Here is a 24,848-nt window from a genome sequence, read left to right as displayed (position 1 = left end):
TGCGGGCCTGGGCGGCCTTGACGATCAAGACCTCAAGCGTGCCACGCAACCCGCCCCAACCGCCCATCGGGGAGCAAAGGGTCCGGCGGCGGTGCCGCTGGGCCACGCCCGTCGCGAACCCGGGAAGGGGGTTACTCGCTCTCGGCGCGGATGGCGTCCAGGGCGTAGCGCAGATCGGCCGGGTAGTCGCTCTCGAACTCGACCCAGCGGCCGTCGGAGGGGTGCTCGAAGCCCAGCTTCACCGCGTGCAGCCACTGGCGGGTCAGCCGCAGCCGCTTGGCGATGGTGGGGTCGGCGCCATAGGTGAGGTCGCCGACGCAGGGGTGGCGGTGGGCCGACATGTGGACGCGGATCTGGTGGGTGCGCCCGGTCTCCAGCTTGATGTCGAGCAGCGAGGCCGCGCGGAAGGCCTCGATCAGGTCGTAGTGCGTGACCGACGGCTTGCCCTCGGCGGTCACGGCCCACTTGTAGTCGTGGGTGGGGTGGCGCCCGATCGGGGCGTCGATGGTGCCGCTCATCGGGTCCGGGTGGCCCTGGACCAGGGCGTGGTAGCGCTTGTCGACGACCCGCTCGCGGAACTGCGCCTTGAGCGAGGTGTAGGCCCGCTCGGACTTCGCGACGGCCATAAGGCCCGAGGTGCCGACGTCGAGGCGGTGCACGATGCCCTGGCGCTCGGCGGCGCCGGAGGTGGAGATGCGGTACCCGGCCGCGGCGAGGCCGCCGATGACCGTGGTGCCGGTCCAGCCGGGGCTGGGGTGGGCGGCGACGCCGACCGGCTTCATGATCACGACGATGTCGTCGTCGTCGTGGACGATCTCCATCCCCTCGACCGGCTCCGCGACGATCTGCACGGGGGCCGGCGCCTGCGGCATCTCGACCTCCAGCCAGGCCCCGCCGTGCACGCGCTCGGACTTGCCGACCACGGCGCCGTCGACCTGGACCTTCCCCGCCGCGGCGAGCTCGGCCGCCTTGGTACGGGAAAACCCGAACATGCGGGAGATGGCGGCGTCGACGCGCTCGCCTTCGAGGCCGTCGGGAACGGGCAGGGTGCGGATCTCGGGAATCGTACTCACCCGTCGAGTATGCCTTGCCGCACCGACCCCGCCCGCCGCGCGTCCGGCGGGCGGGCGCGCGACCGGGCACCGGGGGAGGTCAGTCCTTGTGGAGGGTGCCGTCCGGGTCGAGGCCGCGGAAGGAGAGGATCACGATGAGGATGCCGCCGCAGACGATCGCGGAGTCCGCCAGATTGAAGACCGCGAAGCCCTTCGGGGCGATGAAGTCGACGACCTCGCCCTTGAAGATGCCGGGCGAGCGGAAAACGCGGTCCGTGAGGTTGCCCAGCGCGCCGCCGAGCAGCAGGCCGAGGGCGATCGCCCAGGGCAGGCTGTAGAGCTTGCGCGCGAGGCGGGCGATCACCACGATCACCGTCGCCGCGATGATCGTGAAGATCACCGTGAACGCCTCGCCGATCCCGAAGGCGGCGCCCGCGTTGCGGATCGCGTTGAGCTGGAGCAGGTCACCGATCACCTCGATCGGCTCGTGGTGCTCCAGCCTGGCCACCACGAGCATCTTGCTGCCGAGGTCGAGAAGGTAGGCGACGACCGCCACCGCGAACAGCACGGCGATCTTCCGCTTGCCCTTCGGCCGGTCGGCGGGGGCCGCCTGCCCGTCGGCCCCTTCCACATCCGGCGTACCGATGATGCGCTCCGCCTCTGCCACGTGAGTCCCTCAACCGACTAGGTGCCTGACTGAGCACGAGAGTACGGCACACCTCCGCGGGGCTCAGCCCCGCCGTTCCTGCTTCTGCTTGTCCTCCACGCACAGGGTCGCGCGCGGGAACGCCTGCATCCTGGCCTTGCCGATCGGGTTCCCGCAGACCTCGCAGTACCCGTACGTCCCGGCGTCGAGCCGCTCCAGGGCGTGCTCGGTCTGCTCCAGGGTCTCGCGGGCGTTGGCGGCCAGCGCCATCTCGTGCTCGCGGGTGATGTTCTTGGTGCCGGTGTCCGCGTCGTCGTCACCGGCGCCGTCGCCGGAGTCCCGCATCAGGCCGGCCAGGGCCGCCTCCGAGGCCTCGATCTCGCTGCGCAGCCGCAGCACCTCGCTGGACAGCTCGTTGCGCGCCTCGGCGACCTCCGTCGGCGTCCAGGGGTCCTCGCCCGGCCGGACGGGAAGCTCCCCAGGGGCGGCCGTGGCGACGGCACGGGCCGCCGGCACCGCCGACGCCGCGGCGGTCCTGGCCGCCGTTGCCCCTCCCGCAGTCTTCTTCGCAACCACCTTGTTGGCTCCCGTCTGTTCCGCGGCCGCAGCCGCCCCCTGGGCCGCGGTCGCGGCCTTCTTGGCGCCCGCCCCGGCAGACTTCGCCGGAGCCGTCTTGCCGGTCGCCCTGTCGGACGCGGTCCGGGCCGTCCCGGTTGCCTTGCCGGCCGCGGTCTTCCTGGCGGCGGCCTTCTTCGCCGTCGCCTTCTTCGCGCTCGCCGCCTTCTCGGCGCCCGCTCCCCCGGCCTGCTCCGCCTCGCTGCCCGGGTCCGCGTCCTTGGCCGCGGTCTTCTTGGCGGTGGTCCTGTCTGCGGACGCCTTCCTGGCGGTGGCCTCGTTGGCGGGCGTCTTCTCGGTGGTGCTCTTCCTGGCGGAGGACTTTCTGGCGGGGGTCTTCTTCGCGGTGCTCTTCCCGCCGGTCGTCTCCTCGGCCGCCGAGCCCGTGGTGGCACCTGCGACAGCAGGGGTGGCACTGGCTCTTCCGGACGCCGTTGTGGTCTCTACGGCGGTCTTCTTCGCCACCATGGCCGCGGCCCCTTCACATATTGTGATCTTGCTCGCGAATCGTGCTGGGACGATAAATCGACCCCAGGCCCGCGGCAACGGGGCACGCCGCCGGTTCGCCCCGCCCCGGACCCGCGGAAGGACGAACCTGCCTCGGTTGTGCCCAGCTCCCGGCCCGGTAATCCGCCGGACGGGCGGCGCCGGAGTCCGCCGCGCCCCGTGTGGCCATTCGGGTCACGCGCGCCCCCGCGCCGGGGCCCGCCGAAAACCGGTCGGCCGCCTCCCGCCGGGCCCCGTACACTGGCCGCAGCGAGAGGCGTGGACGGGACGAGTAGCGGCGTACGCAGCCCAGAGCGATCCGGGGACGGTGGGAGCCCGGAGGCGAGCGCGCGGCGAAGATCACCCCCGAGCCGCCGGAAGAACGACCCCGCATCCCGGGGTCCAGTAGAACCGGCTTCGCGACCCCAATGAGGGGGCGGTGTGCGCGAGCACCACCGCCAAGGAGGGTGGTACCGCGGGAGCGCGCACAGGGCTCTCGTCCCTCCGACGGAACCGCACGACGATCCGCCGGAGGATGACCGGATGTCGCAGTACCGCCAGGTGCCCGCCCAGGTAGACCTGCCCGCCCTCGAGCACGCCGTGCTCGATTTCTGGGAGCGCTCCAAGGTCTTCGCCCAGAGCCTCGAACAGTCCGAGGGCCGCCCCGAGTGGGTCTTCTACGAGGGCCCGCCCACCGCCAACGGCATGCCGGGCGCCCACCACATCGAGGCCCGCGTCTTCAAGGACGTCTTCCCCCGCTTCCGCACGATGCAGGGGTACCACGTGGCCCGCAAGGCCGGCTGGGACTGCCACGGCCTGCCCGTCGAGCTGGCGGTCGAGAAGGAGCTCGGCTTCACCGGCAAGAAGGACATCGAGGCGTACGGCATCGCCGAGTTCAACGCCAAGTGCCGCGAATCGGTGACCCGCCACACCGACGCCTTCGCCGACCTGACGACGCGCATGGGGTACTGGGTCGACCTGGACGACGCCTACCGCACCATGGACCCGCAGTACGTCGAGTCCGTCTGGTGGTCCCTGAAGGAGATCTTCAACAAGGGCCTGCTGGTCCAGGACCACCGCGTCGCCCCCTGGTGCCCGCGCTGCGGCACCGGCCTCTCGGACCACGAGCTGGCGCAGGGCTACGAGACCGTCGTCGACCCGTCGGTCTTCGTCCGCTTCCCGCTCACCTCCGGCCCCCTCGCGGGCGAGGCGGCCCTCCTGGTGTGGACGACGACGCCGTGGACCCTGGTGTCCAACACGGCGGTCGCGGCCCATCCCGAGGTCACCTACGTCGTCGCCACCAACGGCGAGGAGAAGCTCGTCGTCGCCGAGCCGCTCCTGGAGAAGGCCCTCGGTGAGGGCTGGGAGGTCACCGGCCCCCGCTTCACCGGCGCCGAGATGGAGCGCTGGACCTACCAGCGCCCCTTCGAGCTCGTCGAGTTCCCGGCCCCGGCCCACTACGTCGTCAACGCCGAGTACGTCACGACCGAGGACGGTACGGGTCTGGTCCACCAGTCCCCCGCCTTCGGCGCCGACGACCTCCTGGTCTGCAAGGCGTACGGCCTTCCGGTCGTGAACCCGGTGCGCCCCGACGGCACCTTCGAGGAGGACGTCCCGCTGGTCGGCGGCGTCTTCTTCAAGAAGGCCGACGAGAAGCTGACCGAGGACCTCTCGGAGCGCGGCCTGCTCTTCCGCCACGTCCCGTACGAGCACAGCTATCCGCACTGCTGGCGCTGCCACACGGCGCTGCTCTACTACGCGCAGCCGTCCTGGTACATCCGCACCACCGCCGTCAAGGACGCGATGCTGCGGGAGAACGAGAAGACCAACTGGTTCCCCGACTCGGTCAAGGAAGGCCGCTTCGGCGACTGGCTGAAGAACAACATCGACTGGGCGCTGTCCCGCAACCGCTACTGGGGCACCCCGCTGCCCATCTGGCGCTGCGAGGAGGGCCACCTCACCTGCGTGGGCTCGCGCGCGGAGCTGACCGAGCTGACCGGCACCGACCAGTCCGCGCTCGACCCGCACCGCCCGTACATCGACGACGTCACGTTCACCTGCACCCACGAGGGCTGCTCCCTGGACGCGGTGCGCGTGCCCGAGGTCATCGACGCCTGGTACGACTCGGGTTCGATGCCGTTCGCGCAGTACGGCTACCCGCACCAGAACAAGGAACTGTTCGAGTCCCGCTACCCGGCGCAGTTCATCTCCGAGGCCATCGACCAGACCCGCGGCTGGTTCTACACGCTGATGGCCGTCGGCACGCTGGTCTTCGACAAGTCGTCGTACGAGAACGTGGTGTGCCTGGGTCACATCCTGGCCGAGGACGGCCGCAAGATGTCCAAGCACCTGGGCAACACCCTGGACCCGATCCCGCTGATGGACCAGCACGGCGCCGACGCGGTGCGCTGGTTCATGGCGGCCGGCGGCTCCCCCTGGGCGGCCCGCCGGGTCGGCCACGGCACCATCCAGGAAGTCGTCCGCAAGACCCTCCTGACGTACTGGAACACGGTCGCCTTCCAGGCCCTGTACGCCCGCACCAGCGGCTGGGCGCCCAGCGCCGCGGACCCGGCTCCGGCCGACCGCACGGTCCTGGACCGCTGGCTGCTCGGTGAGCTCAACTCCCTTGTGGAGGGCGTCACTTCGGCCCTGGAAGCCTACGACACCCAGCGGGCGGGCAAGCTCCTGTCCTCCTTCGTGGACGACCTGTCCAACTGGTACGTACGCCGCTCGCGCCGCCGCTTCTGGCAGGGCGACAAGGCCGCGCTGCGCACCCTGCACGACGTGGTCGAGACGGTCACCCGCCTGATGGCCCCGCTCACCCCGTTCATCACCGAGCGGGTGTGGCAGGACATGGTCGTGCCGGTGACCCCGGACGCCCCGGAGTCCATCCACCTCTCGTCCTGGCCGACGGCGGACCGGGCGGCGATCGATCCGGCCCTCTCGCGGCAGATGGCGCTGGTACGCCGCCTGGTGGAGCTGGGCCGCGCCACGCGTGCGGAGTCCGGCGTCAAGACCCGCCAGCCGCTGTCGCGCGCGCTGGTCGCGGTGGCGGGCTTCGAGACGCTCTCCCCCGAGCTGCACGCGCAGATCACGGAGGAGCTGAACGTGACGTCCCTGGCCTCGCTCTCCGAGGTGGGTGGCTCACTGGTCGACACCACGGCCAAGGCCAACTTCCGGGCCCTTGGCAAGCGGTTCGGCAAGGGCGTCCAGGACGTGGCGAAGGCCGTCGCCGCGGCCGACGCGGCGGCGCTCTCGGCCTCGCTGCGGGACACGGGCACGGCGTCGGTCGAGGTGAACGGCGAGTTGGTGGCGCTCGCCCCCGACGAGGTCATCATCACCGAGACTCCTCGTGAGGGCTGGTCGGTGGCCTCCGACTCCGGCGCCACGGTCGCCCTCGACCTGGAGATCACCCCGGAGCTGCGTCTCGCGGGTCTGGCCCGGGACGCGATCCGGCTGATCCAGGAGGCGCGCAAGAACAGCGGGCTCGATGTCGCCGACCGGATCGCGGTGCGCTGGACGTCCTCCGACCCGGAGGTCTCCTCGGCCCTGACGGCCCACGCGGGTCTCATCGCGGACGAGGTTCTGGCCACGGATTACGCGGCCGGTGAGGCGTCCGCGGGCTATGGCGAGCCCTTCACCGACGAGGGCCTCTCCCTCACGTTCCACCTCCGCAAGGCGTAGCCCCCCGGACAGGGCCCGCCCCGGCTACCCGGGGCGGGCCTTCCCCGTCCCTGCGGCGCTCTCCCACCCGCGCGCCCGTGCGGGGTGTTGGTCGGTTCCGGGGCGTTCTCCCACCCACCCACCCGTGCACCGGGGTTGGAAGGTTCCGCCCCTCCTGGGGCTCCGCCCCAGACCCCGTTCGCGCCTGAACGGCGCTCGTCCTCAATCGCCGGACGGGCTGAAGGTGCTGGCCGGCACCGAGCAGTTAAGGGGCGCGGGGAACTGCGCGAGAAGCGAGCACGGCGGCCCGCAGGACCGAGACGGGCTGGGGGCGCGGGGAACTGCGCGAAAAGCGACCACGATCCGCAGCCGACCGAGGTTTTTGGGGCGCGAGGAACTGCGCGACCAGCCACACACCGCCCGCGGACGTAAAGCGGCCCCAGGGGCGCGGGGAACTGCGCAGAAAGCGGTCGGGCCGCCGCCAGCAACCCGGTCGTCGGGGAATCCGGGGCGGGGGCGGAGCCCCCGAGGTGTTCGGGGGGTGGGGGCAGAGGACCCCGGGGGCCGGGAATGGCGAAGGGCCGGTACTGGGGGTTACCCCAGTACCGGCCCCGCAGCCTGCCGACGGCTACGCACGCGTCACGCGCGTAGACCCCGTCAGTTGTCGTCCTCGTCGATCAGAAAGCCCCGCATGGGCGACGGCGCCTGCTGCATGGGCGAGGGCCCCTGCGGCCGCACCGGCGCCATCGGCTGGGTCATCGCCGGCGACATCTGCTGCTGGCCGCCGTAGGACGGCCCGCTCGGCATGGACTGCTGGCCACCCATCGACTGCTGGCCACCCATGGGGTGCCCCATCGCACCGGCACCGGCCGACGCCATGGACCCGCTCATCTGCGGAGCCGGCGGCAGCGAGGCGGTGGCCGGAGTGCGCGGCGGCGCGAGCGAGTCGTCGGCCTGGGTCTCCAGCTGACGCAGCTGGGACTCCAGGTAGGACTTCAGACGCGTGCGGTACTCGCGCTCGAAGCCCCGCAGGTCCTCGACCTTGCGCTCGAGCGTGGCGCGGGCGGACTCCAGGGAGCCCATCGCGACACGGTGCTTCTCCTGCGCGTCCCGCTCCAGGGCGTCCGCCTTGGCACGGGCGTCGCGCTCCAGGCCCTCGGCGCGGGACCGGGCCTCGCCGACGATCTTGTTGGCCTCGGAACGGGCCTCCGCGATCGCCTGGTCGGCGGTCTGCTGCGCCAGGGAGAGCACACGGGCGGCGCTGTCGCCACCGGGAGCCGGGGCCGGCTGGCCCATCTGCTGCCCGTGGCCCATGGGGCCACCCATCTGCTGGCCCATGGGGCCCTGGCCGAGCTGGTTCTGACCCATGGGGCCCTGACCGAGCTGGTTCTGGCCCATCTGGTTCTGACCCATGGGGTTCTGGCCCATCGGACCCTGACCCATGGGGCCCTGGCCCATCGGACCCTGGCCGTGCTGGCCCTGCGGGCCGTGGCCACCGGGGCCGGCGGGCAGCTGCGGCGCGCCGCTGGGCAGCTGGGGCGGGCCGCCCATCTGCTGCTGCTGCTGAACCTGCGGCGGACCCGATATGGCGGCGGGTACGGGGGCGCCCGGGCCTCGGCCGTCCTGCGGCTCCGGCTTGCGCATGCCCTGCTGCTGCTGGTTCTGTGCGGCGGCGCGAGTGGCGGCGGCCAGCTTGGCGCGCAGATCCTCGTTCTCGCGCAGCAGTCGCGTCAGCTCCGACTCGACCTCGTCGAGGAAGGCATCGACCTCGTCCTCGTCATAGCCTTCTCGGAGGCGGACGGTCGTGAACTGCTTGTTCCGCACGTCCTCGGGGGTCAGCGGCATCTCTTCTTCACCTCTACGTAGTCGTCGGCAGTCGGCAGGACCGAATCGTTCACAACCTGACCACGATGCTGATCAGGATGTAGACGATGATCATCAGAACGAAGAAGGACAGGTCGAGTGCCACGCCCCCGAGACGCAGCGGCGGAATGAACCGCCGCAGAAGCTTGAGCGGTGGATCGGTGACAGTGTAGGTGGCCTCAAGAACGACCACCATCGCCTTACCGGGTTGCCATGAACGGGCGAACTGGAAGACGTAGTCCATGACGAGCCGGAAGATCAGCACGATGAGGAAGCACATCAGCGCGATGTAGACCACCTGTAGTGCGACGCTCATCCCGCGCTTCCCTCTCCCCTTGCCTCAAGCTCCGGCCTGGTCTCGGCCGGTTCGTTCCCGGTGTCGTGTCTCAGCTCTGGTTGAAGAATCCGCCCTCTGCGATGCGGGCCTTGTCCTCCGCCGTGACATCGACGTTAGCAGGAGACAGCAGGAACACCTTCTGCGTCACGCGTTCAATGCTGCCGTGCAGGCCGAAGACGAGACCGGCGGCAAAGTCGACAAGTCGCTTCGCGTCGGTGTCGTCCATCTCGGTGAGATTCATGATCACCGGAGTGCCCTCGCGGAAGTGTTCCCCGATGGTACGGGCCTCGTTGTAGGTCCGCGGGTGCAGCGTGGTGATGCGGTACGGCTCCCGCTCGGACACGACCTTGGGCATGATCACCGGTGCGTTCTTCTCCAGGCTCGGACGTTCAGGTGTGATGGACGCCACGGGTGCGATTCGCGCCGGTCGTCCGCTTTCAACCGATAGCTGAACCGGTTCTCTTGGCGCCGGAGGCTGTGCAACTCGTACCGGTTCGTCCCGTTCGTCCTGGAGCGAGGACTGGTGCGGGGGCTGATGCCGCCGACGGTCGCGCTCCGGTTCGGGCTCGGGTTCGAAATCGTCGTCGGGGTCGAACCCCCGGCCGTCGTACCCATCGTCCTCCACGAGGCCGAGGTAGACCGCCATCTTGCGCATCGCGCCGGCCATGCTCAGATTCCTCCGCTCTGTGGTGGATCGCTCCTGTCGCCAAGTGGCAGCGTCACCAAGGGCCCACGATCCACGCGGTCTGCCCACCGAAGAGTGGGAATGACCATATTTTCTGCTGTGGTCCGACTTCTTCGCGACGTTACCCGAGCCGGGGTCGGTCTCCGAGTACCGCCGTTCCGACGCGTACATGTGTCGCTCCGGCCGCGACGGCCTCCTCGAGGTCCGCACTCATCCCTGCTGACACCATGTTCGCAGCCGGATGGTCCGCGCGCAGGCGGGATGACAATTCCAGCAGCCGCTCGAAGGCGGCCCGTTGCCGGCCGGCGTACTCTCCGGCCAGCGGCGCCACCGTCATCAGACCGTCGAGCCGGAGCCCGGGCGCCTCGTCGAGCAGCGCGGCCAACTCCCCGATCCCGTCCGGACCGACGCCTCCGCGCTCCCCCCGCTCGCCGGACTCCGCGTCGAGGGCGACCTGGATCAGACAGCCCAGTTCGCGCTCGGCCCGGACGGCCGCGGTGGAGAGCGAGGCGATCAGTCTGGCCCGGTCGACCGACTGCACCGTATCGGCATAACTCGCCACCGAACGAACCTTGTTCGTCTGCAACTGGCCCACGAAGTGCCAGCTCAGATCGAGGTCGGCACAGGCGGCGGCCTTGGGGGCCGCGTCCTGGTCCCGGTTCTCCGCGACATGCCGTACGCCCAGTTCGTGCAGCAGGCGGACATCGCTCGCGGGGTAGGTCTTGGTGACCACGATCAGGGTCACATCCGCCCGCTCACGCCCGGCCGCGGCGCAGGCGGCGGCGATACGTTCCTCCACCTGTGCGAGGTTCGCGGCGAGTTCGGTCTTGCGATCCGTCATGAGTCGTCAGTCCAGCCAGACATATCCGGCGAGCCGCCCAGTGGTGCGGTCGCGGCGGTACGAGAAGTGGTCGGGCGATTCGAGCGTGCAGACCGGCGAGGCCTCCCGGTCGGTGACGCCGAGAGCGGCGAGCTGTGCGTGCACCCCGGCCGTGACGTCCACCGCGGGCGTGCCCCAACTGGTCTGTGACCAGGCGGCGGGCTCGATCTCTGCGACCTCGGCGCGCATCGGCTCGGGCACCTCGTAGCAGCGGCCGCAGACGGCGGGTCCGGTACGGGCCACGATCCGGGCCGGGTCGGCGCCGAGCGAGACCATCGCCTCGACGGCGGCGGGCACCACGCCCGCCACCATGCCGGGCCGGCCCGCGTGCACGGCGCCCGCGACCCCCGCCACCGGATCGGCGAGCAGGACCGGAGTGCAGTCGGCGGTCAGTACGGCGAGCGCGGTCCTGCGACGGCTGGTCACCACCGCGTCCACCGCGGCCGGGTCGCCCGGGGCGAAGGGGCCGTCGACGACGGCGACATCGCGTCCGTGCACCTGGTTCATCCAGACCACCCGGGCCGGGTCGAGCCCCAGCTTCCCGGCGGCGCGCTCGCGGTTGGCGCGTACCGAGACCGGGTCGTCGCCGACCGCACCGCCGAGGTTGAGCTCCTCGTACGGAACGGCGCTCACCCCGCCCCACCGGTCGGTGAAGGCGAAGTGCGCGCCGCTCACACTGCCCTGCTCTCGTATCACTTCAAGAGACCGCTTCGAAAGGTCACTTCGCTCACTTGAGGAAGTCCGGAACGTCCAGCTCCTCGGCCTGGCTGTCCGGGTAGGGACGGGCCGTCGGGATGGCCGAGGGGGCCGGGGCCTCGCTGACCGGCGCGGGTTCGACCGGAGTCGGGGCCGCCGGGGGCTCCTCGCGGGCCGGCACCGTGTTGAGGCCGCCGAGCGGGCGGGAGGTCTCGGCGGCACGCGAAGGGGCGGGCTCGTCGCGCTTGTTGGAGGCGGCGCCGAGCACCGTGTCCCGGCGGGCCGGCGGCTGACCGCCGTCGAAGCCGGCCGCGATGACCGTGACGCGCACCTCGTCGCCCAGCGCGTCGTCGATGACCGCGCCGAAGATGATGTTGGCCTCGGGGTGGGCGGCCTCGCTGACCAGCTGGGCCGCCTCGTTGATCTCGAAGAGACCGAGGTCCGAACCGCCGGAGATGGAGAGCAGCACACCGCGGGCGCCGTCGATGGACGCCTCCAGGAGCGGCGAGGAGATCGCCATTTCGGCGGCGGCCACCGCGCGGTCGTCGCCGCGGGCCGAGCCGATGCCCATGAGGGCCGAACCGGCCTCGGACATGACCGACTTGACGTCGGCGAAGTCGAGGTTGATGAGACCCGGCGTGGTGATCAGGTCCGTGATGCCCTGGACACCGCTGAGCAGCACCTGGTCGGCGGACTTGAACGCGTCCAGGACGCTGACCTGGCGGTCCGAGATGGAGAGCAGCCGGTCGTTGGGGATGACGATGAGGGTGTCGACCTCTTCGCGGAGTTCGGCGATGCCGTCCTCCGCCTGGTTGGCCCGGCGCCGGCCCTCGAAGGTGAACGGGCGGGTGACCACACCGATCGTCAGAGCGCCGAGCGAGCGCGCGATGTTGGCGACGACGGGTGCGCCGCCGGTGCCGGTGCCGCCGCCTTCGCCTGCGGTGACGAAGACCATGTCGGCCCCCTTGAGGACCTCCTCGATCTCCTCACGGTGGTCCTCTGCCGCCTTGCGTCCGACTGCCGGGTTGGCTCCGGCCCCGAGGCCGCGGGTGAGTTCACGGCCGACGTCGAGCTTGACGTCGGCGTCGCTCATCAACAGTGCTTGTGCGTCAGTGTTGATCGCGATGAACTCGACGCCCTTGAGACCGACCTCGATCATTCGGTTGATGGCATTGACACCACCGCCGCCGACACCGATGACCTTGATGACTGCGAGGTAGTTCTGCGGTGCTGCCACGTCGAAGGCCTCTCGCCTCGAGTTACGGGTCGTCACTTCGCGGTTGCCGCAAGGTGACGACGAATGCCGATTGGGACGGTCCATATCGCCGACCCGAACCCTAACGTTGAAGTTTAGGGTTACCAGTGTGTCTGTTCGCTGGACTCTTCCGAACAGGACACTAAGTCGACAAGTGGCGCGCGTTCAACGAACACGCCGAACCTCCCGTTTTTCTTTTCACCCTATGTGATCACCCGTGTCGCTGACCAACCAGGGTGCTGGCCAGCGCATATGTCCGTCAACTACCCGATACCGCAGGGGCGGTGGGGGCGCTCACATCGAAGCGGACCGCCTTCGGCCGCGCTTTCATCAGTGCACTGAGGGTACGTCCCTTCAGCTCACCCTCCTCGTCACTTCCCCATCGGACGCCGCGACCGCCGGTCAGCTCGAGCGTGACGGAGTCGTACGAGGAAATCCTGACGGAACGCGTCTCCTTGGCGACGGCGGGCGGGAGTTCGCCCGTGATGCGCACCGCTTCCAGGACCAGTCGGTCGGCGCCGAAGCGGCGCAGACTCGGGGACTGCGAGACCCCCAATTCGAGCTGCGGAACGCCCTTCGACGGCTGGGAGACCGTGGCGAAACGCACACCCTTCACGTCCACTTCGTCGAACTTCGCGCCGTTCTTCATGACCAGCACGGGTCGGCGTTCGGTCACCTTCAGACCGATTCCGTGCGGCCATGAACGAACGACCTCGACCGAGTCGATGCGCGGCAGTTTCTGTCGCAACCGCGCCTCGATCGCGTCCGTGTCGACGGAAATCAGCGGTGAACCGATCGGCACCGCGGCGACCGCCTCGACCTCACCGGTCGTCAGAACCCGGGTCCCGGTGGTCTTCACGTGCTCGGCGCGCAGCCACGTCGAGCCGTACAACAGCCAGATGACGCCGGCGCCGATCACGACCGCGGCGACGGCGAGGACCAGCAGACCGCGGCGGCGGGGCAGCCGGAGGCGGCGGCCGCGCGCGGGACGGGGGCCGGGCCGGCCGGACTTCGCGGATTTCGCCGACTTCTCAGCCTGTCCGCCACCGCGCTGAGCGGTCGCCTGTCCGGCCACGGTCCCTGCCCTTCCGTCGGTTGATCAGCGTCCTGCGACGGCCTCGTACACCATCTGGACGAGGAGCTGGTCGGCGTCGCGCCGCCCGAACTCGGCGGCGGCGCGCGACATCTCGTACAGCCGGTGCGGGTCGGCGAGCACCGGGAGGACGTTGCCCTGCACCCACTCGGGGGTGAGTTCGGCGTCGTCGACGAGGAGTCCGCCGCCGGCCTTCACCACCGGCTGGGCGTTCAGCCGCTGTTCGCCGTTCCCGATCGGCAACGGTACGTAGGCGGCGGGCAGCCCGACGGCGGAGAGTTCGGCGACGGTCATCGCGCCCGCACGGCAGAGCATCATGTCGGCCGCGGCGTACGCGAGGTCCATCCGGTCCACGTACGGTACCGGGACATACGGCGGCATCCCCGGCATGTTGTCGACACGCGGCAGTTCGTTCTTCGGGCCGACCGCGTGCAGGATCTGGATGCCGGAGCGCTGGAGCACCGGCGCGATCTGCTGGATCACCTCGTTGAGGCGGCGGGCGCCCTGGGAGCCGCCGGAGACGAGCAGCGTCGGCAGACCGGGGTCGAGCCCGAACGCGGCGCGTGCCTCGGGGCGGACCCGGGCCCGGTCGAGGGTCGCGATCGAGTAGCGCAACGGGATGCCGATGTAGCGGGAGTTGCGCAGTTTGCTGTCCGGCGTGGCGACGGCCACCGAGGCCGCGTACCGCGAGCCGATCTTGTTGGCGAGGCCGGGGCGTGCGTTGGCCTCGTGGACCACGATCGGCACCCCGAGCCGCTTGGCGGCGAGGTAGCCGGGCAGCGCCACATAGCCACCGAAGCCGACCACGCAGTCGGCCTTGGTGCGCTCCAGGATCTGCTCGGCGGCCTTGATGGTGCCGCGCAGCCGCCCGGGGACGGTGATCAGTTCGGGGGTGGGCCTGCGGGGCAGCGGAACGGCCGGGATGAGCGCGAGCTCATAGCCGCGTTCGGGCACGAGCCGGGTCTCCAGACCCTTCTCCGTGCCCAGTGCCGTGATCCCCACGGTGGGGTCCTGCCTGCGCAGGGCATCCGCGAGGGCGAGCGCGGGCTCGATGTGGCCGGCGGTCCCCCCACCGGCGAGTACGACATGCACCGAAATTCACCGCTCTCCGGACGGACGCTTCTTGACGCGCCGTCTCATCGACTTCCAACTCACCCGAGGCTGCCGCATGGCCAGCGCCGCCCGCGCCGCGGGGTCGTCCCGCGCGAACGCGATCAACAGCCCCACGGCGAACATGGTCGGCAGCAGCGCGGACCCTCCGTAGGAGAACAGCGGGAGGGGGACACCGGCGATCGGCAACAGGCCGAGCACCGCACCGATGTTGATCACGGCCTGAGCCACGATCCAGGTGGTCACACCTCCCGCGGCGTACCTCACGAAGGGGTCCTCCGTGCGTCCGGCCACGCGGATACCCGCATAGCCTAGAGCCGCGAAGAGGGCGACGACCGACAGCGTCCCCGCCAACCCCAGTTCCTCACCGGTGACGGCGAAGATGAAGTCGGTGTGGGGCTCGGGGAGTTGACCCCATTTCTCCACACTCGCCCCCAGGCCGGATCCGAACCAGCCGCCCGAGGCGAGCGCGTAGATTCCGTGCACGGCCTGCCAGCACTGGTCCTGCGGGCCCGGGTCGGTGGCGCCGATGCAGTTGAGCCGGCCCATCCGGTGCGGGCTGATCTTGATGAAGAGCGCGGCGAGCGTACCCGCGATCGCGAGCACCCCCGCGAACAGCCGGGTGGGGGCCCCGGCCAGCCAGAGCAGGCCGAACAGGATGGCGGTCAGGATGATCGTGGTGCCCATGTCGCCGCCGAGCATGATGAGTCCGAGCAGCACGAACGTGACCGGCACGAGCGGCACCAGCATGTGCTTCCACTCGGTCAGCAGCCGCTTGTCCTGCTTGCGGGCGAGCAGGTCGGCGCCCCACAGGAGCAGGGCCAGCTTGGCGAATTCGCTGGGCTGGAGCTGGAACGGGCCGCCCAGATAGATCCAGTTCTGGTTGCCGTTGACCGATTTCCCTATCCCGGGCACCTGCACCAGGATCAGCAGGAAGACCGTCCCGGCCAGTATCGGATAGGCCAGGGCCCGGTGCAGTTTGGCGGGCATGCGGGCCGCGACGATCATCAGGGCGCCGCCGATCAGCGCCGCGAGGAACTGCTTGCGGAAGAAGTACGAGCCCGGGAGCGACAGTTCGAGGGCCTTGATCATCGAGGCGGAGTAGACCATCACGAGGCCGAGCACGGTGATGAGCAGGGCGCTGCCGAGGATCAGGTAGTACGCCGTCAGCGGCCGGTCCCAGGCCCTCCTGGCCTGCTCCACCAGGCGCCTGGGGCCCCGTGGGCCGGAGCTGCGGGGAGTACCGGTGGAGCCGCCGCGGACGGCCGGGCCGCGCACGGGTCCCGCGGTGCGGCTGCGCAGCAGGAGACCGGCGAGTGCGGGCACCCCGCGCGCGCCGTCCCCGGAGCCGCCAAGAACATCGGCCGCCATGTGTGCAGTCCCCTCCAGTCGTGCCCGGCGCCGGCCGGTCCGTGGAACGGGTGGTCCGGCTAGGCGCGCCCTGCGGTGAGTTCACGGACCGCTTCCGCGAAGGCCTCGCCGCGCTTGTTGTAGTTCGCGTACATGTCCATCGAGGCGCAGGCCGGGGCCAACAGGACGGTGTCCCCCGGCCGGGCGAGCCCCGCCGCCTCGCGGACCGCCGCCGACATCGCCCCAGTGTCGGTCCGGTCGAGGTCGACCACCGGGACCTCGGGGGCGTGTCGCGCCAGGGCTTCGGCGATGAGGTGGCGCTCGGCGCCGATCAGGACGACGCCCCGCAGCCGCTTCGCGGAACGCTGGACGAGCTCGTCGAAGGAGGCACCCTTGGCCAGGCCCCCGGCGATCCAGACGATCGGGTCGTACGCCGCCAAGGAGGCTTCGGCGGCATGGGTGTTGGTGGCCTTGGAGTCGTCGACGTAGGCGACCTCGGCGACGTCCGCGACGTGCTCGATGCGGTGCGCGTCGGGGCGGAAGGCGCGCAGGCCGTCGCGGACGGCCCTGGGCTCGACGCCGAAGGCGCGCGCGAGGGCGGCGGCCGCGAGGGCGTTGGCGATGTTGTGCGGGGCGGGCGGGTTGACGTCCGTGACCTCGGCGAGCTCCTGGGCGTTCTTCTGCCGGTTCTGCACGAAGGCCCGGTCGACGAGGATGCCGTCGACCACGCCGAGCTGGGAGGGGCCGGGGGTGGCCAGGGTGAAGCCGATCGCGCGGCAGCCCTCCTCCACGTCGGCCTCGCGCACCAGGTGTTCGGTCGCCTTGTCCTCGGCGTTGTAGACGCAGGCCACCGTGTTGCCCTCGTAGATGCGGCCCTTGTCGGCGGCGTACGCCTCCATGGAGCCGTGCCAGTCGAGGTGGTCGGGCGCCAGGTTGAGCACGGCGGCCGAGTGGGCGCGCAGCGAGGGCGACCAGTGGAGCTGGTAGCTGGAGAGCTCGACGGCCAGGACGTCGTACTCCTGCTCGCCGAGGACCACGTCGAGCAGCGAGACACCGATGTTGCCGACGGCGGCGGTCCGCAGACCCGCGGCCTCCAGGATGGAGGCGAGCATACGGGTGGTGGTGGTCTTGCCGTTGGTGCCGGTCACCGCGAGCCAGGGGGCCGGGGTGCGGCCGTCCAGGTCGCGCAGGCGCCAGGCCAGTTCGACGTCTCCCCAGACGGGCACGCCCGCCTTCTCCGCCGCCGCGAACAGCGGCTTGTCGGGCCGCCAGCCGGGGGTGGTGACGATCAGCTCGGTGCCCTCCGGCAGGGTGGCCCCGTCGCCGAGGCGCACGGTGATGCCCTGCGCCTCAAGCTCCGCGGCCTGCGCCCGGGAGCGCTCGTCGGCGCCCTCGTTGACGGCGGTGACGACGGCGCCGAGGCCGTTGAGGACCTTGGCCACCGGCATCCCGGAGACGCCGAGTCCCGCCACCGTCACGCGCTTGCCCTGCCAGGTGGTGCTCACTTGTCGGCTGCCCATCCCGCGTAGAAGAGTCCGAGTCCCACGATCACGCACATGCCCTGGATGATCCAGAACCGGACCACGACAAGGACTTCGGACCACCCCTTGAGTTCGAAGTGGTGCTGGAGCGGCGCCATCCGGAAGACCCGCTTGCCGGTCATCTTGAACGAGCCGACCTGGATGACCACGGACATCGTGATCAGCACGAACAGGCCGCCGAGCAGCGCGATCAGGAACTCCGTGCGGGAGCAGATCGCCAGGCCCGCAAGCGCGCCGCCGAGCGCCAGCGAACCGGTGTCGCCCATGAAGATCTTGGCGGGCGAGGTGTTCCACCACAGGAAGCCGAAGCACGAGCCCATCAGGGCCGAGGCGACGACCGCGAGGTCGAGCGGATCGCGCACCTCGAAGCAGGCGTTGGGGTTGGTCAGGGTCTGCGCGTTGGCGCAGGACTCCTGGAACTGCCACAGGCCGATGAAGGTGTACGCGCCGAAGACCATCACGGAGGCGCCGGTGGCCAGGCCGTCCAGACCGTCCGTCAGGTTCACGCCGTTCGACATGGCGAGGATCATGAACAGCGCCCACACCACGAAGATGACCGGCCCGACCGACCAGCCGAAGTCGTTGATGAACGACAGCTTGGTGGAGGCGGGCGTGTTGCCCCGGGCGTCCGCGAACTGGAGGGCGAGCACCGCGAAGGCGATGCCCACGATCAGCTGTCCGGCCATCTTCGCCTTGGCCCGCAGGCCCAGCGACCGCTGCTTGACGATCTTGATGTAGTCGTCGAGGAAGCCGACCAGACCCATGCCCGCGGTGAGGAACAGCACCAGCAGACCCGAGAACGTCGGGTCCTCGCTGGTGATCACCTTGGTCAGGGCGTACGCGATCAGCGTGGCCAGGATGAAGGCGATGCCACCCATGGTGGGTGTGCCCTTCTTCCCGGCGTGGCCGCGCGGCCCGTCGTCCCGGATGAACTGGCCGTAGCCCTTGCGGGCGAGGAGCTTGATGAGCAGCGGGGTACCCACCAGGGTCAGGAACAGACCGATGGCTCCCGCGAAGAGGATCTGCCTCATCGGGCGGCGACCTCACCCTCGGCGGCGCCATCGAGCAGCGCGAACGCCACCCGCTCCAGACCGATCGACCTGGATGCCTTCACCAGCACGACGTCACCCGGGCGCAGTTCACTGCGCAGCAGGTCGACGGCCGCCTGTGCGTCGGACACGTGCACCGACTCCTCACCCCACGAACCCTCGTTATATGCGCCCAGTCGCAGCCAGGACGCCTCCCGGCCCCCGACCGCCACGAGCTTGCTGACGTTGAGCCGGACGGCGAGCCGTCCGACCGCGTCGTGCTCGGTGAGCGACTCGTCGCCGAGCTCGGCCATCGGACCGAGCACCGCCCACGTCCGGCGCCCCTTGCCCATGGCCACGAGCGCGCGAAGAGCGGCTCGCATGGATTCGGGATTCGCGTTGTAGGCGTCGTTGACGACCGTCACACCGTCCGGACGCTCGGTGACCTCCATACGCCAGCGGGAGAGGGTGCCCGCCTCGGAGAGCGCGCGGGCGATCTCGTCTGCGGACATGCCCAGCTCATGGGCGACGGCGGCCGCGGCGAGCGCGTTCGACACGTGGTGCTCACCGTACAGGCGCAACGTCACGTCGCCGCACCCGGAGGGTGTGTGAAGGCTGAAGGAGGGCTGTCCGGCGGCTGTGAGCCGGACGTTCTCGGCCCGTACGTCGGCGTCCTCGGCCTCGCCGAAGAGCAGCACCCGCGCCGTGGTGCGGGACGCCATGGCGCGTACCAGCGGGTCGTCCGCGTTCAGGACGGCGCATCCGCTCTCGGGCAGGGCCTCCACCAACTCGCCCTTGGCCAGGGCGATTTGCTCCCGGCCGCCGAACTCGCCGATGTGGGCGGACCCGACGTTCAGGACCAGCCCGATCGTGGGCGGGGTCAGGCCCGTGAGGTAGCGGATGTGGCCGACGCCGCGCGCGCCCATCTCCAGGACCAGGTGCCGGGTTTCCGGGCCCGCGGTGAGCGCGGTCAGCGGCAGGCCGATCTCGTTGTTGAGGGAGCCCGGCGTGAAGACCGTCGGCGCGTGGCGCTGGAGGACCTGCGCGATCAGGTCCTTGGTGGACGTCTTGCCGGACGAGCCGGTCAGGGCGACGACATCGGTGCCGAGCCGGCGTACGACGGCGCGGGCCAGCGCCCCGAGGGCGCCCTGCACGTCGTCGACGACGATCGCGGGCACGCCGACCGGGCGGGCCGCCAGGACCGCCACCGCGCCCGCCTCGAAGGCGCGCTGCGCGTAGTCGTGGCCGTCGACGTGTTCGCCGGCGAAGGCCACGAAGAGCGAACCGGCCGCCACCTGGCGGGAGTCGATGACGACGGGGCCGGTGACCGTGACGGACGGATCCGGTATGTCGTGCGGCTGCCCGCCGACGATTGCGGCGATCTCGGCGAGGGAGAGGGCGATCACTACTTCATCCCTGACTTTTCTGGATGGCGGCGCGGAGGACGAGGCGGTCGTCGAAGGGGCGTACCACTCCGTGGATGTCCTGGCCCTGTTCATGGCCCTTGCCCGCGACGAGCACGGTGTCGCCGGGTTCGGCGCGGGCGACGGCGGACGCGATGGCGGCGGCGCGGTCCTCGAAGACCTGGACCTCGCCGCGCTCGTGGGCCGGCACCTCGGCGGCGCCGGCCAGCATCGCGGCGAGGATCGCGAGGGGGTCCTCGGAGCGGGGGTTGTCGGAGGTCAGTACGGCGGTGTCGGCGAGCCGGGCGGCGGCGGCGCCCATCGGGGCCCGCTTGGTCTTGTCGCGGTCGCCGCCGCAGCCGAGCACGATGTGCAGCTTGCCCTCGGTGACCTTGCGCAGGGAGCGCAGGACCGATTCGACGGCGTCCGTCTTGTGCGCGTAGTCGACGACGGCGAGATAGGGCTGGCCCGCGTCCACCCGCTCCAGACGGCCGGGCACGCCGGGTACGGCGGCCACTCCGTCGGCGGCGGTCTGCGGGTCCAGACCGGCGACGGCGAGCGTGACGATGGCGGCCAGCGTGTTCGCCACGTTGAACGGGCCCGGCAGCGGGGCGGTCGCGGAGATGCGCTCGCCCCGGGGCGTCACCACGGTGAAGGTGCTGCTGTCCTGACGGACCTGGACGTCCTCGGCCCGCCAGTCGGCGTCGGGGTGGCCCTCGGCGGAGAACGTCGTGATCTCGATCCCGGCCTCCTTCACGAGCCTGCGGCCGTACTCGTCGTCGAAGTTGACGACGCCCCGCTTGGCCCGCCGGGGCGTGAACAGCTGCGCCTTGGCCTGGAAGTAGTCCTCCATGCCGGAGTGGAACTCCATGTGCTCCGGGCTGAGGTTGTTGAAGACGGCGACGTCGAAGACGCAGCCGTCGACCCGGCCGAGCACCAGGGCGTGGCTGGAGACCTCCATGGCCACCGAGTCGACGCCGCGTTCGCGCATGACCGCGAACAGCGCCTGGAGGTCGGTGGCTTCGGGGGTGGTGCGCTCGGACTTGATGCGCTCGTCGCCGATCCGCATCTCGACCGTGCCGATCAGGCCGGTCGCGTGCCCGGCGCCGCGCAGCCCGCCCTCGACGAGGTAGGCGGTCGTGGTCTTGCCGGAGGTTCCGGTGATGCCGAGCTGGAGGAGTTCGCGCCCGGGGTGTCCGTAGATCTCGGCGGCGAGTTCGCCCATGCGGCCGCGCGGGTCGCCGGACACCAGGACCGGAAGGCCGGTCGCGGCGGCCCGCTCGCGGCCGGCCGGGTCGGTCAGCACGGCGACCGCGCCGAGGCTCGCGGCCTGGGCGGCGAAGTCGGCGCCGTGGGTGTTGGCGCCCGGCAGCGCGGCGTACAGGTCTCCGGGGCGTACCGCCCGGGAGTCGTGCGTGATGCCGGTGACCTCTCCCGGTCCGGGGCTGTTCGTCCCCAGTCGCTCGGCCAGCGCGCCGAGCGGGGTCGGACGGGCCTGTTCCGGTCGGGGCGCTCCCGGCTGTTTCGCGGGGGCGTCCTGCTGGGCGGTTCGGTACTGATCAGCGTGTGGCACGGCGGTGAGCGTACCGGGCGCACCCGCCGGGTCGCCAAAAGAGGGGGGCACGGTGTCCTGGGTCCCGTCCTGGTTCCCAGGGCCGTGGGTGATGGTTGTCACTGAGGCTTCCGGATTTCAGTCGTTGCCGCCGAAGGTGACGGGCAGGTTGGGCGGCTGGGCTCCGCTCGGCGGGATCTGGAGGGTCTTGAGGGCGAACTCCATGACCTGCTTGTAGATGGGTCCGCAGATCTGGCCGCCGAAGTAGCTGCCCCTGGTGGGGTTCTGGATGGCGCAGTAGACGGTGATCTTGGGGTTGTCGGCGGGCGCGAAGCCCGCGAAGGAGGCGGTGTACCCCTTGTAGGTGCCGGTCTTGGGGTCGACCCGGTTGGCGGTGCCGGTCTTGCCCGCGACCCGGTAGCCGGGGATGGCCGCCTTGGTGCCGGTGCCCTCGGCGTCGCCGACGACCGATTCGAGCATCTGGGCCAGCGTCTTGGCGGTCTTCTCGCTGACCACCCGGGTCTGGCGGGGCGCGGGCGCCGGGGTGAACCGCCCGTCCGGCCCCTTGGTGCCGCGCACCAGGGTCGGCTCGATGCGGACCCCGCCGTTGGCGATGGTCGAGTACACCGATGCGGCCTGCATGGCGTTGAGCGAGAGGCCCTGGCCGAAGCGGACGGTGTACTGCTGCGAGGTGGACCACTTGTTCGCCGGGGCGAGGATGCCCGGGGTCTCGCCGGGGAAGCGGAGGCCGCTGGGCGAGCCGATGCCGAACTTGCGCAGATAGGAGTACAGGACGTTGTCGGCCTGGGCGTCGGTCTTGCCGAGCTGCTCGACGGCGAGGATGGTGCCGATGTTGCTGGACTTGGCGAGCACGCCGTTGAGGGTCAGGTTCCAGGTGGCGTGGTCGACGTCGTCCTTGAAGAGGCGGTCGGCGCGCTGGAGCCGGTTGGGCACCACCACATGGGTGTCGGGGGTGGCGACGCCCTCCTCCAGGACCGCGGCCATGGACATGACCTTGGCGGTGGATCCCGGCTCGAAGGCGTCCTGGAGCGCCGCGTTGCCCATCGCCGCCGCGTTGGCCTGGGCGATGTTGTTCGGGTCGAAGCCGGGCGCGTTGGCCATCGCGAGCACCTCGCCGGTGTCGGACCGCTGCACTATGACGTAGCCCCGGTCGGCGCGGGACTCGGCGACCTGGTCGGCGATGGCCTTCTGCGCCATCCACTGGATGTCCCGGTCGATGGTCAGCTCGACGTCGGAGCCGGGCACGGCCGGGGTCTCACGGGTACCGGCGGTGGGCACCCGGCGGCCGCCCGACTGGGCGTAGGAGATCTGGCCGTCGGTGCCGGCCAGCTCCTTGTTCAGGGACGACTCCAGGCCGCCGCCGCCCTTGCCCTCGGCGTTGACGTAGCCCAGTATCCCGGCGGCGAGGTCACCGTTGGGGTACACGCGCTTGGTGCTGGACTCGTTGAGGACGCCCGCCAGCACATTGGCGCCGGGACCGCCCTTGGCGCGGTCGGCGGCCGCCTTCTCGCCGAGGACCTTCCTGAGGTCCTTGATCTGGTTCCAGACCTGCGGGGTCTGCCTGCGGGCGAGCACCACATAGCGGGTCCTGGGCGTCTTGAGCTTCTTGGTGAGCTCCGCCTGGTCCTTGCCGATCAGCGGCGCGAGCAGCGCGGCCGCCTGCTCCGCGGCGTCCGGGATCCTGGCGCTCTCGGGGGTGAACAGGGTGGGGTCGGCGGTGATGTCGTAGGCGTCGACGCTGGTGGCGAGCGCGATGCCGGCCCGGTCGGTGATCTTGCCGCGCTCGGCGGGCAGCGCGTAGCTGGCGTACCGGTTCTTGTCGGCCTTGGCGGCGTACGCGCTGGCGTCGACGGCCTGCACCTGGAGCAGCCGTACGACGAAGGCCAGCATGACCAGGGTGAGCCCGAGGCTGACCAGGCGAAGGCGGGGGCGGTGACTGCCGAGCTTGAGCTTCTTGGCGGCCGGGGGGCGGCGGGCCGGCGGGCGGGGGCGCGCGGGCGGGGGCACCCGGCGGCGCGGGGGTTCCTTGGGGCTCACTGCGTCACCTGCCGGGGGTCGGGGAGGTCTTCGCCGGCCGGCCGGGCTGGGGGGCCGGGGTGTGGCGCTGCCTGGGGTGCGGTGCGGGGGCCTGGCTCGCCGCGCCGGGCAGCGGCGCGGGCTCGGCGGCCTCGGCGGGCGAGGGGTCGCCCGCGGTGCCGGGGACGCCCTTGACGGTGCCGTCGGGGCCGAGGAAGACGGGGTTGCCGCCGGGGACCATGCCGAGGTCGCCGGCCCTGCGGGACAGTGCGTCGGGGGCGGACAGATCGTCCACGTCGCGCTGGAGGGCCTGCTGTTCGTCGGTGAGTTCGGTGGTCTGCCTGCGGTACTCGCTGAGCTTGAACGAGCCTTCGTTGAGGGCCGAGTTCAGCACCAGGAGCGTGATGAGGCCGCCGCCGAGCAGGGCGACGACGAGGAGCACGAAGGGGGTGCGGGCGGCGCTGTTGGCCCCCTGCGACGGCATCAGCCTGCCGAGCCGCGCGGCCGTGCCGCGCAGCTGCCTGGCCGGTTTGCTCACACGTCCTCCCTGATCCGCTCGACCCCGCGGAGCCGGGCGGGGGCCGCGCGGCGGTTCTCGGCGACCTCCTCCTCCGTGGGGAGTTCGGCGCCGCGGGTGAGGAGCTTGAGCCGCGGCTGGTAGCGCTCGGGCACCACCGGGAGCCCGGGCGGCGCGGTGTTGGCGGCGCCGGCCGCGAACACCTGCTTGACGATGCGGTCTTCGAGGGACTGGTAGGAGAGCACCGCGACCCGGCCGCCGAGCGCGATGGCGTCGACGGCGGCGGGGATCGCCCGCTCCACGCTGGCGAGTTCGCCGTTGACCTCGATGCGCAGGGCCTGGAAGGTGCGCTTGGAGGGGTTGCCTCCGGTGCGCTTGGCGGCCTGCGGCAGCGCGTCGCGGATCAGCTCCACGAGCCGGGCGCTGTTGGTGAACGGCTCCTTCTCGCGCTCGCGCACGATCGCCGAGACGATCCGCTTGGCCTGCTTCTCCTCGCCGTACGCCCGCAGGATCCGCACGAGTTCACCGGGCGGGTAGGTGTTGAGCACCTCCGCCGCGCTCATGCCCGTCGACTGGTCCATGCGCATGTCCAGGGGCGCGTCCTGGGCGTAGGCGAAGCCGCGGTCGGCCTCGTCGAGCTGCATCGAGGAGACACCGAGGTCGAACAGGACGCCCTGGACGCGGGGGGTGCCGAGACGTTCCAGCACCTCGGGGAGCTCGTCGTAGACGGCGTGCACCAAGGTGGCGCGCTCCCCGAAGGGGGCCAGGCGCTCGCCGGACAGGCGCAGCGCCTCCTTGTCGCGGTCGAGGGCGATCAGGCGCGCCTCGGGGAACTGGGTGAGCAGGGCTTCGCTGTGGCCGCCGAGGCCGAGGGTGCAGTCGACGACGACCGCACCCGGGCGGGTCAGGGCCGGGGCCAGCATGTCCAAGCATCGCTGGAGCATTACCGGGACGTGTCGCTGGCTCAAAGCCGCCCTCTCAAGGTCCGGCGCACCGCCGCGCATACGGGCCGGTTCCCGCTCCCCCGCCAGGGGGCGAA

20 protein-coding genes are annotated in these 24,848 nt (G+C 71.0%); 1 reads left to right on the top strand and 19 read right to left on the bottom strand.

Going from position 1 to position 24,848, the window contains the following annotated elements; all coding sequences use genetic code 11:
• Positions 1-131: 131 nt before the first annotated feature.
• From N4G70_RS04660 to N4G70_RS04650, 3 genes are all read right to left on the bottom strand, one after another.
• On the bottom strand, positions 132-1,073 hold the full coding sequence (locus N4G70_RS04660) for an RluA family pseudouridine synthase (RefSeq protein WP_261711069.1): 942 nt from the start codon (positions 1,071-1,073) through the stop codon (positions 132-134).
• A gap of 79 nt (positions 1,074-1,152) precedes the next feature.
• Positions 1,153-1,719, bottom strand: coding sequence for a signal peptidase II (lspA, locus tag N4G70_RS04655; protein WP_261711068.1), 567 nt, complete (start codon positions 1,717-1,719; stop codon positions 1,153-1,155).
• 63 nt (positions 1,720-1,782) lie between these two features.
• Positions 1,783-2,781: a TraR/DksA C4-type zinc finger protein gene (locus tag N4G70_RS04650; RefSeq protein ID WP_261711067.1), complete on the bottom strand. Its 999-nt coding sequence runs from the start codon at positions 2,779-2,781 to the stop codon at positions 1,783-1,785.
• Between the two features lie 561 nt (positions 2,782-3,342).
• Between N4G70_RS04650 and ileS the strand changes: the two genes are divergently transcribed.
• Positions 3,343-6,483, top strand: coding sequence for an isoleucine--tRNA ligase (ileS, locus tag N4G70_RS04645; RefSeq protein WP_261711066.1), 3,141 nt, complete (start codon positions 3,343-3,345; stop codon positions 6,481-6,483).
• Between the two features lie 636 nt (positions 6,484-7,119).
• Here ileS and N4G70_RS04640 read toward each other — a convergent pair.
• The 16 genes from N4G70_RS04640 to rsmH all read right to left on the bottom strand — a co-directional run bounded on the left by N4G70_RS04640 (position 7,120) and on the right by rsmH (position 24,777).
• A complete protein-coding gene (locus tag N4G70_RS04640) occupies positions 7,120-8,307 on the bottom strand; it encodes a DivIVA domain-containing protein (protein ID WP_261711065.1) in 1,188 nt (395 codons plus the stop codon).
• Between the two features lie 49 nt (positions 8,308-8,356).
• A complete protein-coding gene (locus N4G70_RS04635) occupies positions 8,357-8,641 on the bottom strand; it encodes a YggT family protein (protein ID WP_120724245.1) in 285 nt (94 codons plus the stop codon).
• Positions 8,642-8,711: 70 nt separating this feature from the next.
• The gene (locus N4G70_RS04630; protein WP_261711064.1) at positions 8,712-9,329 is read right to left on the bottom strand and encodes a cell division protein SepF; all 618 of its coding nucleotides are present in this window, start codon (positions 9,327-9,329) and stop codon (positions 8,712-8,714) included.
• 139 nt (positions 9,330-9,468) lie between these two features.
• Complete coding sequence (locus N4G70_RS04625) at positions 9,469-10,188, bottom strand: YggS family pyridoxal phosphate-dependent enzyme (protein WP_261711063.1); 720 nt, start codon at positions 10,186-10,188, stop codon at positions 9,469-9,471.
• Positions 10,189-10,194: 6 nt separating this feature from the next.
• A complete protein-coding gene (pgeF, locus tag N4G70_RS04620) occupies positions 10,195-10,902 on the bottom strand; it encodes a peptidoglycan editing factor PgeF (RefSeq protein WP_399034108.1) in 708 nt (235 codons plus the stop codon).
• A gap of 52 nt (positions 10,903-10,954) precedes the next feature.
• Positions 10,955-12,160 (bottom strand): cell division protein FtsZ, encoded by a 1,206-nt coding sequence (gene ftsZ / locus N4G70_RS04615; protein ID WP_261711061.1) that lies wholly within the window; start codon positions 12,158-12,160, stop codon positions 10,955-10,957.
• A gap of 277 nt (positions 12,161-12,437) precedes the next feature.
• Positions 12,438-13,253 carry a cell division protein FtsQ/DivIB gene (locus N4G70_RS04610; RefSeq protein ID WP_261711060.1) on the bottom strand — a complete coding sequence of 272 codons (816 nt, stop codon included), beginning with the start codon at positions 13,251-13,253 and terminating at the stop codon, positions 12,438-12,440.
• A gap of 24 nt (positions 13,254-13,277) precedes the next feature.
• Entirely contained in the window at positions 13,278-14,363 is a 1,086-nt protein-coding gene (gene murG / locus N4G70_RS04605) for an undecaprenyldiphospho-muramoylpentapeptide beta-N-acetylglucosaminyltransferase (RefSeq protein WP_261711059.1), read from the bottom strand.
• Between the two features lie 6 nt (positions 14,364-14,369).
• A complete protein-coding gene (gene ftsW, locus N4G70_RS04600) occupies positions 14,370-15,752 on the bottom strand; it encodes a putative lipid II flippase FtsW (protein WP_261711058.1) in 1,383 nt (460 codons plus the stop codon).
• Between the two features lie 59 nt (positions 15,753-15,811).
• Positions 15,812-17,251: a UDP-N-acetylmuramoyl-L-alanine--D-glutamate ligase gene (murD, locus tag N4G70_RS04595; RefSeq protein WP_261711057.1), complete on the bottom strand. Its 1,440-nt coding sequence runs from the start codon at positions 17,249-17,251 to the stop codon at positions 15,812-15,814.
• Complete coding sequence (mraY, locus tag N4G70_RS04590) at positions 17,233-18,303, bottom strand: phospho-N-acetylmuramoyl-pentapeptide-transferase (RefSeq protein WP_120724228.1); 1,071 nt, start codon at positions 18,301-18,303, stop codon at positions 17,233-17,235. The genes murD and mraY overlap by 19 nt, the downstream gene beginning before the upstream one ends.
• Positions 18,300-19,706 carry a UDP-N-acetylmuramoyl-tripeptide--D-alanyl-D-alanine ligase gene (gene murF, locus N4G70_RS04585; protein ID WP_261711056.1) on the bottom strand — a complete coding sequence of 469 codons (1,407 nt, stop codon included), beginning with the start codon at positions 19,704-19,706 and terminating at the stop codon, positions 18,300-18,302. The genes mraY and murF overlap by 4 nt, the downstream gene beginning before the upstream one ends.
• Positions 19,707-19,710: 4 nt before the next feature.
• Positions 19,711-21,378: a UDP-N-acetylmuramoyl-L-alanyl-D-glutamate--2,6-diaminopimelate ligase gene (locus N4G70_RS04580; protein WP_399034101.1), complete on the bottom strand. Its 1,668-nt coding sequence runs from the start codon at positions 21,376-21,378 to the stop codon at positions 19,711-19,713.
• 15 nt (positions 21,379-21,393) lie between these two features.
• Positions 21,394-23,313: a penicillin-binding protein 2 gene (locus N4G70_RS04575; RefSeq protein WP_261711054.1), complete on the bottom strand. Its 1,920-nt coding sequence runs from the start codon at positions 23,311-23,313 to the stop codon at positions 21,394-21,396.
• A gap of 4 nt (positions 23,314-23,317) precedes the next feature.
• Positions 23,318-23,830: a hypothetical protein gene (locus tag N4G70_RS04570; RefSeq protein WP_315904222.1), complete on the bottom strand. Its 513-nt coding sequence runs from the start codon at positions 23,828-23,830 to the stop codon at positions 23,318-23,320.
• Positions 23,827-24,777, bottom strand: coding sequence for a 16S rRNA (cytosine(1402)-N(4))-methyltransferase RsmH (gene rsmH / locus N4G70_RS04565; protein WP_315904221.1), 951 nt, complete (start codon positions 24,775-24,777; stop codon positions 23,827-23,829). The genes N4G70_RS04570 and rsmH overlap by 4 nt, the downstream gene beginning before the upstream one ends.
• Between the last annotated feature and the right edge of the window lie 71 nt (positions 24,778-24,848).

It is taken from the genome of Streptomyces sp. ASQP_92, from assembly GCF_025399895.1.
GTDB lineage: Bacteria > Actinomycetota > Actinomycetes > Streptomycetales > Streptomycetaceae > Streptomyces.
The sequence above is the reverse complement of the archived record's forward strand: the minus strand, read 5'-3'. Positions and strand labels throughout refer to the sequence as shown.